This window comes from Streptococcus zalophi (assembly GCF_016481285.1).
Lineage (GTDB): Bacteria > Bacillota > Bacilli > Lactobacillales > Streptococcaceae > Streptococcus > Streptococcus zalophi.
The window spans coordinates 15,176-29,138 of the sequence record NZ_JAENBP010000001.1; the positions used below are offsets into that span (position 1 = coordinate 15,176).

A 13,963-nucleotide genomic window follows, 5' to 3' on the forward strand; every position below is an offset into this window, starting at 1 on the left:
TAACTATAATTTAATTATAATCGTTATAAATAAAAAAGTCAAGTTTATTTAGAATAATTCTAAACAAAATAAAAAAAGCCTGTCAGCTTTCTTTATTTTTTAACTGGCATTCAGGACAAATACCATAAATCAAAAATTGCGTTTTTGTAATATTATAGTCGGTTTGTTCTGCCGCCTCTTTTTGAATATGTGAAAAATCAATATCCATAAAGTCGGTAATCTTACCACACTGCTCACAGACAACATTGAGGTGTTTATGACCCATAAAATCAAAATAGGTGGTGTTGTCATTACTAGGTTTTATTTCTGACACAAATCCTTCCTCAACCAAAAATCTAATATTGTTATAAACGGTTGCAAGACTTAAGTTAGGAAATTTAGGTTTTAAATCACGATAAATCATTTCTGCACTCGGGTGATCATAGGATTGTATCATATAAGAAATAATCGCTTTTCGTGACTCGGTGATACGAATTTTTTTCTCTTTTAAATGCGCAATCACATGGTCATAAGCATCATCTAAATTTCTCTCAAGATGTGAGTGTAACTCCATGTCTAACCCTCCTTTATGCTATTATACACTATTAGTATAGGAAAAAACAAGACTTTATCTTGTGCTTACGTGGATAGTAACTGTCTTTCGTTTTAAACACCATTTTTTGAGAATGATGGAAACTCTATCAGAAGAAAAAAACAACAGGAGTATCCTGTTGTTTGGGGTAAAGATTAGCTAGTGCAGCTCATTTTGCCATTTTCCATTTTCTATTGGTCGATAGAAAAATTCTGACAAGGTATCATCTTCAAATACCTTTAATAATTCTAATAAATCAAAAGCTAGATCCATATTAGGAAGTTCTGTCTTCTTCACCCATTTGACTTCGCCTTCGTCAGAGGATTGTGCCTGTCCCTCATATTGATTAGTACGATAGAGAAACACTAGGTAACGAGTACCATCTTGATTGTACCAGTGTTTCATCCCAACTAATTTTGGCTGCTTAATCGTTAATCCTGTTTCTTCTAACACTTCTCTCACGACAGCATCATGAAGGCTCTCTTTTTCTTCAATATGACCACCCGGAAAAGCAACACCAGACCAGCGATACATTTCCGGTTTTCTTATCTGAACAAGCACATTTCCTTTATCATCCTCTATTAAACACATATTCGTTAAAATCACTTCTTGACTGCGTGACATAAAAATCTCCTTAATCCAACATTTTTAATTCCAGTATCACATCGCGGATTTGAGCGGCCAACTCAAAGTCAAGGATTTCTGCTGCTTCTTGCATTTGACCTTGAAGTTTTTTAATCGCTTCTTGTCGTTCTTTTTTAGTCATCTTATCATAATCAAGTGGCTCATCGTCTTTAGCCACACTTTTTGTAATGGCGATAAGATCTCTGATGTCTTTTTTAATCGTTTTTGGTATGATACCATGTTCTTTATTATATGCCATTTGAATCTCACGACGACGTGCGGTTTCTTTGATGGCTTGACACATTGAGTCTGTCATTTTATCCGCATACATAATCACGCGCCCATCAGCATTTCTTGCAGCACGGCCAATGGTTTGGATAAGGCCACGTGTATTTCTAAGAAAACCTTCTTTATCAGCATCCAAAATAGCAACCAAACTGACTTCTGGCACATCAATACCCTCACGTAAGAGGTTAATCCCAATCAAAACATCAAAAACACCCAACCTTAAATCTCTAATAATCTCGGTACGCTCTAAGGTTTTAATATCTGAGTGCATATATTTAACCTTAATCCCCATCTCTTTGAAGTAATCGGTCAAATCTTCTGCCATTTTCTTGGTCAACGTTGTGATAAAGGTTCTCTCACCTCGACTGACACGTTCATTAATCTCACCAAGCAGGTCATCAATTTGTCCAATGGTTGGTCTCACGTCAACAATCGGGTCAAGTAGTCCAGTTGGACGAATAATCTGTTCAACAACTGTATCAGTCTGAGCCATTTCATAATCTCCCGGTGTGGCTGATACGTAAACAATTTGGTGGACATGTTCTTCAAATTCTTCTCTTCTTAGTGGTCGATTATCAAGTGCACTTGGCAACCTGAAACCATAATCCACCAACATTTGTTTTCTGGAGCGGTCTCCATTGTACATGCCTTTTATCTGCCCCATCGTCATATGACTCTCATCAATCATGATTAAAAAGTCATCTGGAAAGAAATCTAAAAGGGTAAACGGAGGCTCTCCCTCACTTCTTCCGTCCATATGGCGAGAATAATTTTCAACACCGTTAGTGTAGCCCATTTCACGAAGCATCTCGATATCGTACTCTGTTCGTTGTTTTAGGCGTTGTGCTTCTAACAATTTACCTTCTTTTTCAAAAACAGCTAACTGGTCTGTTAATTCTGCTTGAATTTTTGCAATAGACTCTTCCATTCGTTCTTCGTTGGTCATAAAGTGAGTAGCTGGAAAGATACCAAGATGTTCAACCTCACCGATCACGCGCCCAGTTAAAGATTCGATTTCTCTTATCCTATCAATCTCATCGCCAAAAAATTCAATCCTAAAAGCATGGTCATCACGACTGGCTGGAAAGACTTCAACCACATCGCCACGCACACGAAAGCGACCACGTTGAAAATCAATATCATTACGCTCAAACTGAATGCTAACCAAATCATTAAGTAACTGGTCTCTTGAAATCTCAAGCCCTGGTCGTAAGCTAACAACACTTTCAGCGTATTCAGTAGGAGAACCCAAACCATAAATGCAACTGACAGATGCCACAACAATCACATCATTTCTTTCAAGTAGAGCTGATGTGGCACTGTGTCTTAATTTATCAATCTCATCATTGACAGAACTATCTTTTTCAATATAGGTATCACTAGAGGGCACATAGGCTTCTGGTTGATAGTAATCATAGTAGGAAACGAAATATTCGACTGCATTATCAGGAAAGAATTCTTTGAACTCTCCATAAAGCTGACCAGCTAGTGTTTTGTTATGAGCAATTACCAGTGTCGGTTTATTAATCTTTTGAATCACCTGACTCATGGTATAGGTCTTCCCAGTCCCTGTTGCCCCTAGTAAAATTTGAGCTTTTTCACCACCTTCAATATTATCCACCAAAGCCTCAATAGCTTGTGGTTGATCACCTGAAGGGGCATATTTTGAAACTAATTTAAAGTGATTATCATTTTTTCGATTTATCATATCTTTACCTCATTAGTTATTTTATCACAATTCTCTCAATAACATAATAACATATTATTATGTTATATAATATTACATAATAATGATTATATTGATTTTTCTTTATTATATGTTATAATAGTTAACAAACATCTAGAGGAGGTACACATATGAAAAAGAGAGTCTCCATATTATTTTTAATAATTTTTTCAATTTTCTTTATTTTCAAACAAAACGTTAATGCTGATGATACCATTAGAATTGTCTCCGATTCTACATATGCACCATTTGAATTCAAGGACTCAGATCAAATATATAAAGGTATTGATGTTGATATTATTAAGAAAGTAGCAGAAATCTCTGAATGGGACTATGAAATGACTTTTCCTGGCTTTGATGCTGCCATGAACGCAGTTCAATCGGGTCAAGCTGATGCTATTATGGCAGGAATGTCTGTGACTGAGGATAGAAAAAAAGTCTTTACTTTTTCTGACACTTATTACGATTCCCAAATCGTCATTATCACGACATCAAAAAATAAAGTAACTGACTACTCTCAATTAAAAGGAAAAGTTCTTGGTGTTAAAAATGGAACCGTTTCTCAATTATTTCTTGAGGAACATAAAAGTGAGTATGGTTATTCTATCAAAGTTTTTGATACCAGTGATTTAATGTACAATAGCTTAAAAACTGGTTCAGTATTTGCTGTCATGGATGATAAACCAATTGCTCAATATGCTATTAGACAAGGACAAGATTTAAGAATTGAAATGCAGGGAGAAACTGTAGGAAGTTTTGCTTTCGCAGTTAAAAAAGGAAGTCAATATGAATATCTTATTGAGGATTTCAACAGGGCTTTGCAACAAATGAAAGAAGATGGCACCTATGCAACCATTATAAAACAATGGACTGCAGTTGATACAAACGCATCTGGTGATGCTTCTCAAAAGGCAACACCAGTAAAAGAAGTTTATCATCTGGTATCAGACTCTTCATTTGCTCCATTTGAATATCAAGATGACAATGGAGAATATGTCGGCATTGATTTAGAACTGATTAAGGCTATTGCGAAACAACAAGGGTTTACAATAGAGATTACGCATCCCGGTTTTGATGCTGCTTTAAATGCCGTTCAATCAGGTCAAGCTGATGGTGTCATTGCCGGCATGTCTATCACTGATGAAAGAAAAGCTATTTTTGATTTTTCAGATTCTTACTATACGTCTAATATTATTCTAGCCGTTAAAGAAGATAGTGCTATCACTGACTATGAGGATTTAGCAGGAAAAACTGTTGGAGCCAAAACAGGAACAGCTTCTTATCAATTTTTAGAAAAACATGCTAGTGAGTACGATTATGTCGTAAAACCCTTTGATGAAGCTTCAGGTATGTATGATAGTTTAAACTCCGGTTCTTTAGATGCATTAATGGATGATGAAGCTGTTTTAAAATATGCGATTGAACAAGGTCGTGAGTTTGAAACACCAATTTCTGGAGAACCTTCTGGAGAGTATGGGTTTGCGGTAAAAAAAGGAAGTCATCCAGAATTAATCGAAATGTTTAATAATGGATTGGCTGCTTTGAAAGAAAGTGGCGAATATGATAAAATTATTGCAAGCTATTTAGGTAAAAAACAAAGTCAGAAATCATCAATTGATGAAACTACCATTTTTGGTTTGGTTTCAAATAACTACCAACAATTATTGACAGGACTTCTGAGAACACTTGCTTTGGCTATTATTTCCTTTGCTTTAGCCATTGTCATTGGTTTAATTTTCGGGATGATGAGCGTTAGTCCTATTAAGGGACTTCGCATTATCGCTGCTATTTTTGTTGACATTGTTCGTGGTATTCCCTTAATGATTGTTGCTGCCTTTATCTTCTGGGGAATTCCCAACCTTATCGAATCAATGACTGGTCAACAAAGCCCTATCAATGATTTTGTTGCTGGTACAATTGCGCTTAGTTTAAACGGTGGTGCTTATATTGCAGAAATTGTTCGTGGTGGTATTGAAGCTGTAGCTGCTGGACAGATGGAAGCCAGTCGAAGTTTAGGGGTTTCTTATACAACTACAATGAGAAAAATCATTCTTCCTCAGGCAGTTCGATTGATGTTACCTAACTTTATCAACCAGTTTGTTATCTCACTTAAAGACACAACCATCATATCTGCTATTGGATTAGTTGAACTTTTCCAAACCGGTAAGATTATTATCGCCCGTAATTACCAAAGTTTTCGTATGTATGCCATTTTAGCAATCATGTATTTGGTGATTATTACTCTCCTAACCAGACTAGCAAAACGTCTAGAAAAGAGGTCTAACTAATGACAACATTAAAAATTGATGTCCAAGATTTACATAAATCATTTGGAAAAAATGAGGTGTTAAAAGGTATCACAACCCAGTTTCACGAATGTGATGTGGTTTGTATTATCGGACCATCAGGTTCAGGTAAATCAACTTTTTTAAGAACACTCAATCGTCTAGAAAGTATCACCAGTGGTAAAGTTATCATTGATGGTGTTGACTTATCAAATAAAGATACCAATGTTGATAAGGCTAGAGAAAATATTGGTATGGTTTTCCAACATTTCAATTTATTTCCCCACATGTCAGTGCTTGATAATGTTATTTTTGCACCTGTCGAGCTAGGAAAGTACTCACAAGAAGAAGCTAAAACGATTGGTTTAGAATTACTTGAAAAAGTAGGCCTTTCTGATAAAGCCACTGCTTTTCCGGGTAGTTTATCAGGTGGGCAAAAACAGCGTGTGGCTATCGCTAGAAGTCTAGCCATGAATCCTGATGTCATGCTCTTTGATGAACCTACTTCTGCTCTTGACCCTGAAATGGTTGGTGACGTGTTAAATGTTATGAAGGATTTAGCAGAACAAGGCATGACTATGTTAATTGTTACTCATGAGATGGGATTTGCAAGACGTGTGGCTAACCGCGTTATCTTCACTGATGGTGGTGAGTTCCTTGAAGATGGTAGTCCGGAACAAATTTTTGATCATCCTAAACACCCTCGTCTCAAAGACTTTCTTGATAAAGTATTAAACGTCTAATCAAAAATACCCAACACTATGTGTTGAGTATTTTTATAATGCAATGATTATTTTGTTTCTTTTAACTTTTTTTCTCGTTCCAACCGGTACTTACGATTAGGATTGAGCTTGTTAAACAGTTCTTCTAATTTTTCAGTTGTCCAAATATCAGCAGCTGAAACGAAACGACCATCTTTATCCTTGAATGATATTGGTTTATCTCCCATACTTATCACTCCCTAATCTACAAATTCAAACTCAAAGTTGCCAATTCTTACGATATCACCATCTTTGGCACCACGTTCACGAAGGGCTTGATCAACACCTAAGCCACGCAATTGGCGAGCAAATTTCATGATTGATTCATCACGCTCCATATTTGTCATGACAAAAAGTTTTTCAATCTTTTCACCAGACAATACCCAAGTGGCATCATCATCACGACTAATGGTAAAGGCTTTTTCTTCTTCATCAAAACCATAGTATGCTTCATCAAGCATCTGACTTTCTTCATAAAGAGGAAAGCTTTCTGTTTTAGACAATAACTCAGCTGTAGCGTCTAATAAAGCTTCCAGACCTTGATGGGCAATACCAGAAACAGCAAAAATCATTGGTGGATGATCAAACTCATCATAGTTTTGTTGTAATTTTTCTTTAAACTGTTTTAGATTTTCCTGACTTTCAGGCATGTCCATCTTGTTTGCCACAATGATTTGTGGACGTTCCATTAAACGAAGGTTATAGCTTTCTAATTCTTTATTGATAGCCAAGTAATCTTCATAAGGGTCACGTCCCTCACTACCACTCATATCAATGACATGTAAGATAACTCTAGTACGTTCAATATGGCGTAGAAATTGTGTTCCAAGCCCAACACCTTGGTGAGCACCTTCGATTAAACCAGGAAGATCAGCCATGGCAAACGATTCCCCAGATTTAGTTCTCACCATTCCAATATTTGGAACAATGGTTGTAAAGTGATAGGCACCGATTTTTGGCTTAGCTGCTGAGACAACGCTCAAAAGTGTTGATTTACCAACAGATGGGAAACCTACTAAACCAACATCAGCCAAGATTTTTAATTCTAACTCTAGTTCTCTTTCTTCACCTGGTTCACCATTTTCAGAAATTTCTGGTGCAGGATTTCTCGGGGTTGCAAAACGAATATTTCCACGACCACCACGGCCACCTCTTGCAACTATAAATTCTTGACCGTGTTCAACGAGGTCTGATATAACCTTACCTGTTTGGGCATCTTTAACAGTTGTCCCTTGGGGAACACTCACATACAAATCTTCTGCACCTTTACCGTGCATCCCTTTTGACATGCCATTTTCACCTGGTTTAGCTTTGAAATGGCGATTGTATCTAAAGTCCATTAAGGTTCTTAAACCTTCATTGACAACAAAAATGACATTGCCACCACGACCGCCATCACCGCCCCATGGACCACCATTTGGGACATATTTCTCACGTCTAAACGCGACCATCCCATCACCGCCACGTCCTGCTTTTACTTGGATTTTAGCAGTGTCTAAAAACATACTCATAACTTTTCCTACTTCTTTCTTAGTAGAAAAAAACGCTAAAAAGCGTTTTTCTACATGATTGCACTAAGTGCACTTAATATAATTGATCCCACTGTAATAAAAGCCATTAACAAAACAACAACAATAGTTATTTTTTCAAATAATGTTTTCTTACGTGGTCCATTTTCTCCAAAAGCCACTATGTTATACCTCTTCTTCTGATTTTCTCTTTATCTATCTTAACACGATTCCTAAAAACACGCAAATTTAAAGACGATAGATGTAGTCAAAAGCTTCTAAGGAAAACACCTTAGCCTAGCTTTTGTTTGTCATTTAGTCTTCTTTGTCTGAGAGAATCCACTCTAGAAATTCTTTACCAATTTCTGGTCGATAGTCTAAAGCTTTTTCTATCGCCTTATGATTAAAAATAATAATCATCGTTCTAAGAGATTTACGCATAATCTTTTTTTCTTTTGGTCTTAGGTTGACAATTTCTTTAAGCAGGTGTGCTAAAGTTTTTCGCTTGTTGTTTTTAATATCATCTAAACTTTCAACACCAATATCAAAAAACAAATCAAAAAAGATATTAAAAAAGGTTTCTAATTCCTTTCTTGATAATTCTTTTTGCCATAATTTAAAAGTCTCTTCCAAGGCCTTACTAATAATAGTAGTGTCTTTGGCAAGGAGAAAGTGATTGTCCTTAACTTGCCACTGAGATACTTTATGTTGAGAAAAACCAAATGACTTGCTTTCTACAATTCTTGTTTTTAAATCTGGTCTTAACATGACACCAACTATTGATTCTTTAGGAATAATAGAGATAATTTTTGGTTTAATCATTGAATAACAAGAAGTCTCTAGTAAAGAATCATAATGTCCAGGGGAGTCAAGCGCATAAATAGCAGTAATTTGATTGTGATAAGTTTCCTCAATCATGCTTGTAGCATATAGGGCTAAATTACCACCTTTAGAATGTCCAGAAACGACAACATTTCCTTGCCATTTAGATAAAAAGTCTGTGAGGTAGTTAAGAGCAGACTTATGTGAGGGCATGGTCTGCATATAGGTCATCTTAGCATCTTCTTTCCAGCCAATCAAACTATCATCTGTGCCTCGAAAAACCACTTGAGTGTAATTAATGGAAGGAAGTCTAAAAACCATGGCAGAAAATTGTTTTTCCACAACAGGATTAATATCATTGACATAAAAACCAATCTCAATATCACCATAGCGCTTTGAATCAATCATCTCTTGATATAAAGTGACTCTTTCTTTGGTTGTCATAAAGCTATATTCAGACTTTTTAAACAAACGATGGTTTTTTTCTTCAATTTTTTTAATTGAAACAAAATCTGTTTTATTTGGAAAATCAATGGCTTCTCCAATAGGTAAATAGCTTAATTCATTAATGCTTGCAATATCAACTTCATTGATAGGCAACTCTTCAAATAGTGTATTGCGATTTTTTTTGACATAATCAATAAAATTTGACATTTTTTTATTTCCGTTCTTTAAACTACTTTTTATCATAACATAATTTTAAGATTAAAGGGCAAATAACACGAAAAGATGCCCTATAAGAGCATCTTTTTACTTATTCTAATGTACCTTGCCAAGCACTAGTTCCACCTTCTATATTAGTAACATGAAAACCTTTTGCGCTTAAAAATTGACTAGCCATAAGTGAACGACTTCCTGATTGACAAATAATATAATACTCTTTTTCTTGATCAAGTGTTTGAAAACTAAACTGAAGATCACTAAGAGGTAAATTTTGAGCACCAGGAATATGCCCACTCTCATATTCATATTTTTCACGAACATCTATAAGATTAAGTGACTTTTGTTGATGCAAATCTTTAAAAGAAGACATTGGAATACTTTTAATCATGAAAAATCTCCTTTGGTCTTACAGCATTATAAAGTGAATAAGCACCATCTAAGTTCTTAACCTTAAATCCTTCTTGTTGTAGCAGACGTTCTGCAATGTAACTACGAAGACCACTATGACAACTAACAATATATGTATTAGACTTGTCTAGTTCATTCAAACGAGAACGTAAATTATCTAGAGGAATGTGGACGAAATCTTTGAAATGACCTCTCTTAACCTCTGGAGTTGTTCTCACATCTAATAGTTTGGTACCCTTAGCTAATTCATCAGCAAGTTCATGCCACTGAATGTTTTGACTAAGACCTTCTGCAATATTGATAGCAGCATAGCCAATCATATTAACTGGGTCTTTTGCTGAGCCAAATGGTGGTGCGTAGGTCAACTCTAATTCTGGTAAATCAAAAATCGTAAGATTGCCCTTAATAGCAGTAGCTAATACATCAATGCGTTTATCTACTCCTTTTTGACCAATACCTTGAGCACCGTAGATTTGACCTGTTTTAGCATTAAAAATCAGTTTGAGAGTGATATCAGTTGCCCCTGGATAGTAACTAGCATGGTCTTTTCCTGATGTGTGAACGACTGAGACATCATAACCTAAATTTCTAGCAATACGCTCACTAAGACCTGTGGTTGCTGCAGATAAATCAAAAACACGAACAATAGCTGTTCCAATTGACCCTTTGTTTTCTCTTTTTAAGCCGGCAATCACATCTGCTACTTGTCTACCTTGACGATTAGCTGGTGAAGCAAGAGAAACAAGAGCATCTTCTTGAGAGATCTGATGATTAACAACAATCGCATCTCCAACTGCATAGATATTTTTTAGATTAGTTTCATAATGGTCATCAACAACAATACCACCTCTAAAACCTAAAGTAACTCCTGCTTCTTTCGCTAATGTTGTTTCAGGTTGAATACCAACTGATAAAATCGTTAAATCAGACGAAAGGTTATCTCCATTTTCAAGAACGACACTCTTTCCTTCTTCTTCAAAACGAACAACAGATTGTGAAGTGATAACTTTAATTCCATTAGCTTCCAATGTTTGAAGAACAAAAGCTGCCATTTCTTCATCCAATGCCGGTAAAACATGAGGTGCTTTTTCAACAATAGTGACATTTAACCCCTTTTTGACGAGATTTTCAGCCATTTCAAGACCAATAAAACCAGCACCAACAATAACAGCTTCTTTAGATTGAACTAAATCAATGTGTGCCATTATCTCATCAAGATCAGGTACATTTCTAAGATTGAAAACATTTGTTGCTCTTTCAATATTTTCAATAGGTGGAACAAATGGCTTAGCACCTGGTGATAAAATGAGTTTATCATAAGTTTCAACAAATTCTTTACCATCGTGACGAACTGTTACAGTCTGATTAGTAGCATCGATAGCTGTCACTTCGTGGAAAGGTCTAACATCTAGATTAAAACGTGCTTGTAAACGTTCTGGTGTCTGAACCAATAATTGGTCACGATCACTAATTTCTCCTGAAACATAATAAGGAAGACCACAGTTAGCAAAAGAAACAAATGGTCCCTTTTCAAAAACAATAATTTCAGCATCTTCCATCAAACGTCTTAAACGCGTTGCTGCTGACATACCACCAGCAACACCTCCTACAATAACAACTTTTGTCATTTTTGTCCTCCTATTACTTTGCCTTGCCATTGACTCATACCACCACGTACATTAACAACTTTATACCCTTTTGTGCTAAGGTGGTTGGCTGCTTTTTTACTGCGCATTCCTGATTGACAAATCACATAAATTTTTTTATCTTTTGGTGCAACAAAACTATTGATTTGACTTAACGGTACATTTCTTGCCTTAGAAATGTGTGATTGTTTAAATTCTTCTGGTGTTCTGACATCAATTAACTGAACCGTCTTAGTTGCTAAGACATTAGCTAATTCATTGGTTGTAATTGATTCAAATGGTTCTGAAAATAATGCTTTTATATTTTCAATAAATGACATATAGACCTCCTTTTATATACCCCTACCGGTATATTACCATATGAAACAATTACTGTCAAAGAAAATGTTATTTTTCTTATTTGACGAAAATACAGACAAATAGTATATTAGTTATACAAGGAGTGAATCAGTAATGACATCAAAAAAAGATATTTTAAACCGCCTCAAACGAACGGAAGGACAATTAAGAGGCATTCGTAAAATGGTAGAAGAAGATAAAGAATGTATTGATATTGTGACTCAATTGAGTGCTGTTAGATCAAGTATTAATCGCATTATGGGCTTAGCAATTGCGAACAAAGTGATAGAATGTGTAGAACATCCTGATAGTGATCCAGTTAAACAAGAAGAAAAATTAAAAGCAGCTATTGATTTAGTTGTTAAAAAATAGAATAACACTAAAAACCACTAGAAAATTATTTCTAGTGGTTTTTGATTATGATTTTTTATTATCATCATCCATACTGAGGACAGATAAGAATGCTTCTTGTGGCACTTCAACAGAACCAATAGATTTCATCCGTTTTTTACCTGCTTTTTGCTTTTCTAAGAGTTTGCGTTTACGTGAGACATCTCCACCATAACACTTAGCAAGAACGTTTTTACGTAATGCTTTAATATCAGATCTAGCAACAATTTTTTGTCCGATGGCTGCTTGAATAGGCACTTCAAACTGTTGACGAGGAATGATTTTCTTTAATTTCTCAACAATAATTTTACCACGCTCATAAGCAAATTCTTTATGAACAATAAAGCTTAATGCATCTACTTTATCACCATTTAAGAGAATATCCATCTTAACTAATTTTGAATGACGATATTCAGAAATCTCATAATCAAAGCTGGCATAGCCACGTGTCGATGATTTTAATTTATCAAAGAAATCAAAGACAATTTCAGCTAGAGGAATCTGATAAATAACGTTAACACGATTATCATCAATGTAATCCATGGTTACAAAATCACCACGTTTTCTTTGTGCCAATTCCATTACAGCTCCGACAAATTCTTGCGGCACCATGATTTGTGCCTTAACATAAGGTTCTTCAATACTATCAATTCTGGTTGGCTCTGGAAATTCACTAGGGTTTGATACTTCCACCACCTCACCATCAGTGGTATTCACATGATAAACCACCGAAGGAGCCGTCATGATAAGATCAATATTAAATTCACGTTCCAAACGCTCTTGGATAACATCCATGTGTAGAAGTCCCAAGAATCCACAACGAAAACCAAAACCAAGTGCTTGTGAGGTTTCTGGCTCAAACTGAAGACTCGCGTCGTTTAATTGCAATTTTTCAAGTGCTTCACGAAGGTCATTGTATTTATTAGAATCAATTGGGTAAATCCCAGCAAAAACCATTGGATTTAATTGCTTATAGCCCTCTAGAGCTTCTGTAGCAGGGTTATTAGCAAGTGTCACAGTATCACCTACACGTGTATCAGCAACCGTTTTAATGGCTGCTGCAATATAGCCAACATCTCCAGTTGCTAAAAACTCACGACCGACAGCCTTAGGTGTAAAAATACCAACTTCTGTGACATCAAATGTTTTACCATTACTCATCATTTGGATTTTATCACCTGGTTTTACGATACCATCCATAATTCTGACTTGAAGAATGACACCACGGTAAGCATCATAAGCAGAGTCGAAAATAAGAGCTTTAAGAGGTGCTTCGACATCTCCTGTTGGTTCTGGGACGTATTCAACAATTTGCTCTAAAATCTCCTCAATCCCAATTCCTGCTTTGGCAGATGCTAAAACAGCCTCACTGGCATCAATTCCAATAACATCTTCTATTTCATGACGTACTCTTTCAGGTTCAGCAGCTGGTAAATCAATTTTATTGATCACTGGTAAAATTTCTAAATCATTATCTAGAGCTAGATAAACATTAGCCAAAGTTTGTGCCTCAATACCTTGAGCGGCATCAACGACTAAAATAGCTCCCTCACAGGCAGCCAAACTACGTGATACTTCATAAGTGAAGTCAACGTGTCCTGGAGTGTCAATCAAATGGAAAATATAAGTTTCACCATCTTTTGCCGTATAGTTTAATTCAATAGCATTCAGTTTAATGGTAATACCACGCTCACGCTCAAGATCCATGCTATCAAGTAATTGATTTTGCATTTCACGACTTGATACTGTTTCTGTTTTTTCTAAGATACGGTCAGCCAAAGTTGATTTCCCGTGGTCAATATGGGCAATAATCGAGAAATTTCTAATTTTTTTCTGCCGTTCTTTTAGTTCTTTTATATTCATATGTCTTTCCTATCAGATTTAGTCAGCATTACTATTATATATTAAATCGCTAAATTAAGCTAGATTGAA

The 13,963-nt window shown here is 35.7% G+C and carries 14 protein-coding genes; 3 read left to right on the forward strand and 11 right to left on the reverse strand.

Annotated features, from left to right (window positions below; all coding sequences use genetic code 11):
* Positions 1-82: 82 nt before the first annotated feature.
* The 3 genes from perR to uvrB all read right to left on the reverse strand — a co-directional run bounded on the left by perR (position 83) and on the right by uvrB (position 3,191).
* Complete coding sequence (gene perR, locus JHK64_RS00055) at positions 83-553, reverse strand: peroxide-responsive transcriptional repressor PerR (protein ID WP_199566954.1); 471 nt, start codon at positions 551-553, stop codon at positions 83-85.
* A 177-nt stretch (positions 554-730) separates the two neighbouring features.
* A complete protein-coding gene (locus tag JHK64_RS00060) occupies positions 731-1,195 on the reverse strand; it encodes an 8-oxo-dGTP diphosphatase (protein ID WP_199566955.1) in 465 nt (154 codons plus the stop codon).
* 10 nt (positions 1,196-1,205) lie between these two features.
* Positions 1,206-3,191 (reverse strand): excinuclease ABC subunit UvrB, encoded by a 1,986-nt coding sequence (gene uvrB, locus JHK64_RS00065; RefSeq protein ID WP_199566956.1) that lies wholly within the window; start codon positions 3,189-3,191, stop codon positions 1,206-1,208.
* A gap of 149 nt (positions 3,192-3,340) precedes the next feature.
* On the opposite strand from uvrB, the gene JHK64_RS00070 reads away from it, so the two are divergent.
* Together JHK64_RS00070 and JHK64_RS00075 are read left to right on the forward strand one after the other, a co-directional pair.
* Complete coding sequence (locus tag JHK64_RS00070) at positions 3,341-5,497, forward strand: ABC transporter substrate-binding protein/permease (RefSeq protein ID WP_199566957.1); 2,157 nt, start codon at positions 3,341-3,343, stop codon at positions 5,495-5,497.
* Complete coding sequence (locus tag JHK64_RS00075; protein WP_199566958.1) at positions 5,497-6,237, forward strand: amino acid ABC transporter ATP-binding protein; 741 nt, start codon at positions 5,497-5,499, stop codon at positions 6,235-6,237. Before JHK64_RS00070 ends, JHK64_RS00075 begins: the two co-directional genes overlap by 1 nt.
* 47 nt (positions 6,238-6,284) lie before the next feature.
* Here the strand turns inward: JHK64_RS00075 and JHK64_RS00080 are convergent, their stop codons facing one another.
* The 7 genes from JHK64_RS00080 to JHK64_RS00110 form a co-directional block, all read right to left on the reverse strand.
* A complete protein-coding gene (locus JHK64_RS00080; RefSeq protein ID WP_199566959.1) occupies positions 6,285-6,443 on the reverse strand; it encodes a hypothetical protein in 159 nt (52 codons plus the stop codon).
* Positions 6,444-6,455: 12 nt separating this feature from the next.
* Positions 6,456-7,766 carry a GTPase ObgE gene (gene obgE, locus JHK64_RS00085; protein WP_199566960.1) on the reverse strand — a complete coding sequence of 437 codons (1,311 nt, stop codon included), beginning with the start codon at positions 7,764-7,766 and terminating at the stop codon, positions 6,456-6,458.
* A 50-nt stretch (positions 7,767-7,816) separates the two neighbouring features.
* A complete protein-coding gene (locus JHK64_RS00090) occupies positions 7,817-7,945 on the reverse strand; it encodes a DUF4044 domain-containing protein (RefSeq protein WP_018369539.1) in 129 nt (42 codons plus the stop codon).
* A 133-nt stretch (positions 7,946-8,078) separates the two neighbouring features.
* On the reverse strand, positions 8,079-9,239 hold the full coding sequence (locus tag JHK64_RS00095) for an Mbeg1-like protein (protein WP_199566961.1): 1,161 nt from the start codon (positions 9,237-9,239) through the stop codon (positions 8,079-8,081).
* Between the two features lie 100 nt (positions 9,240-9,339).
* Complete coding sequence (locus tag JHK64_RS00100) at positions 9,340-9,636, reverse strand: rhodanese-like domain-containing protein (RefSeq protein ID WP_199566962.1); 297 nt, start codon at positions 9,634-9,636, stop codon at positions 9,340-9,342.
* On the reverse strand, positions 9,629-11,284 hold the full coding sequence (locus JHK64_RS00105; RefSeq protein WP_199566963.1) for an FAD-dependent oxidoreductase: 1,656 nt from the start codon (positions 11,282-11,284) through the stop codon (positions 9,629-9,631). The genes JHK64_RS00100 and JHK64_RS00105 overlap by 8 nt, the downstream gene beginning before the upstream one ends.
* Positions 11,281-11,622, reverse strand: coding sequence for a rhodanese-like domain-containing protein (locus JHK64_RS00110; protein WP_199566964.1), 342 nt, complete (start codon positions 11,620-11,622; stop codon positions 11,281-11,283). The genes JHK64_RS00105 and JHK64_RS00110 overlap by 4 nt, the downstream gene beginning before the upstream one ends.
* A 133-nt stretch (positions 11,623-11,755) precedes the next feature.
* Between JHK64_RS00110 and JHK64_RS00115 the strand changes: the two genes are divergently transcribed.
* Positions 11,756-12,013 (forward strand): metal-sensitive transcriptional regulator, encoded by a 258-nt coding sequence (locus tag JHK64_RS00115; protein WP_199566965.1) that lies wholly within the window; start codon positions 11,756-11,758, stop codon positions 12,011-12,013.
* A 45-nt stretch (positions 12,014-12,058) separates the two neighbouring features.
* Here the strand turns inward: JHK64_RS00115 and lepA are convergent, their stop codons facing one another.
* Complete coding sequence (gene lepA / locus JHK64_RS00120) at positions 12,059-13,894, reverse strand: translation elongation factor 4 (RefSeq protein WP_199566966.1); 1,836 nt, start codon at positions 13,892-13,894, stop codon at positions 12,059-12,061.
* Positions 13,895-13,963: the final 69 nt, after the last annotated feature.

Excerpts from the sequence above, each read along its gene's own strand:
- perR (WP_199566954.1), bottom strand. The coding sequence starts at position 553 with ATGGAGTTACACTCACATCTTGAGAGAAATTTAGATGATGCTTATGAC.
- JHK64_RS00060 (WP_199566955.1), bottom strand. The coding sequence starts at position 1,195 with ATGTCACGCAGTCAAGAAGTGATTTTAACGAATATGTGTTTAATAGAG.
- uvrB (WP_199566956.1), bottom strand. The coding sequence starts at position 3,191 with ATGATAAATCGAAAAAATGATAATCACTTTAAATTAGTTTCAAAATAT.
- JHK64_RS00070 (WP_199566957.1), top strand. The coding sequence starts at position 3,341 with ATGAAAAAGAGAGTCTCCATATTATTTTTAATAATTTTTTCAATTTTC.
- JHK64_RS00075 (WP_199566958.1), top strand. The coding sequence starts at position 5,497 with ATGACAACATTAAAAATTGATGTCCAAGATTTACATAAATCATTTGGA.
- JHK64_RS00080 (WP_199566959.1), bottom strand. The coding sequence starts at position 6,443 with ATGGGAGATAAACCAATATCATTCAAGGATAAAGATGGTCGTTTCGTT.
- obgE (WP_199566960.1), bottom strand. The coding sequence starts at position 7,766 with ATGAGTATGTTTTTAGACACTGCTAAAATCCAAGTAAAAGCAGGACGT.
- JHK64_RS00095 (WP_199566961.1), bottom strand. The coding sequence starts at position 9,239 with ATGTCAAATTTTATTGATTATGTCAAAAAAAATCGCAATACACTATTT.
- JHK64_RS00100 (WP_199566962.1), bottom strand. The coding sequence starts at position 9,636 with ATGATTAAAAGTATTCCAATGTCTTCTTTTAAAGATTTGCATCAACAA.
- JHK64_RS00105 (WP_199566963.1), bottom strand. The coding sequence starts at position 11,284 with ATGACAAAAGTTGTTATTGTAGGAGGTGTTGCTGGTGGTATGTCAGCA.
- JHK64_RS00110 (WP_199566964.1), bottom strand. The coding sequence starts at position 11,622 with ATGTCATTTATTGAAAATATAAAAGCATTATTTTCAGAACCATTTGAA.
- JHK64_RS00115 (WP_199566965.1), top strand. The coding sequence starts at position 11,756 with ATGACATCAAAAAAAGATATTTTAAACCGCCTCAAACGAACGGAAGGA.
- lepA (WP_199566966.1), bottom strand. The coding sequence starts at position 13,894 with ATGAATATAAAAGAACTAAAAGAACGGCAGAAAAAAATTAGAAATTTC.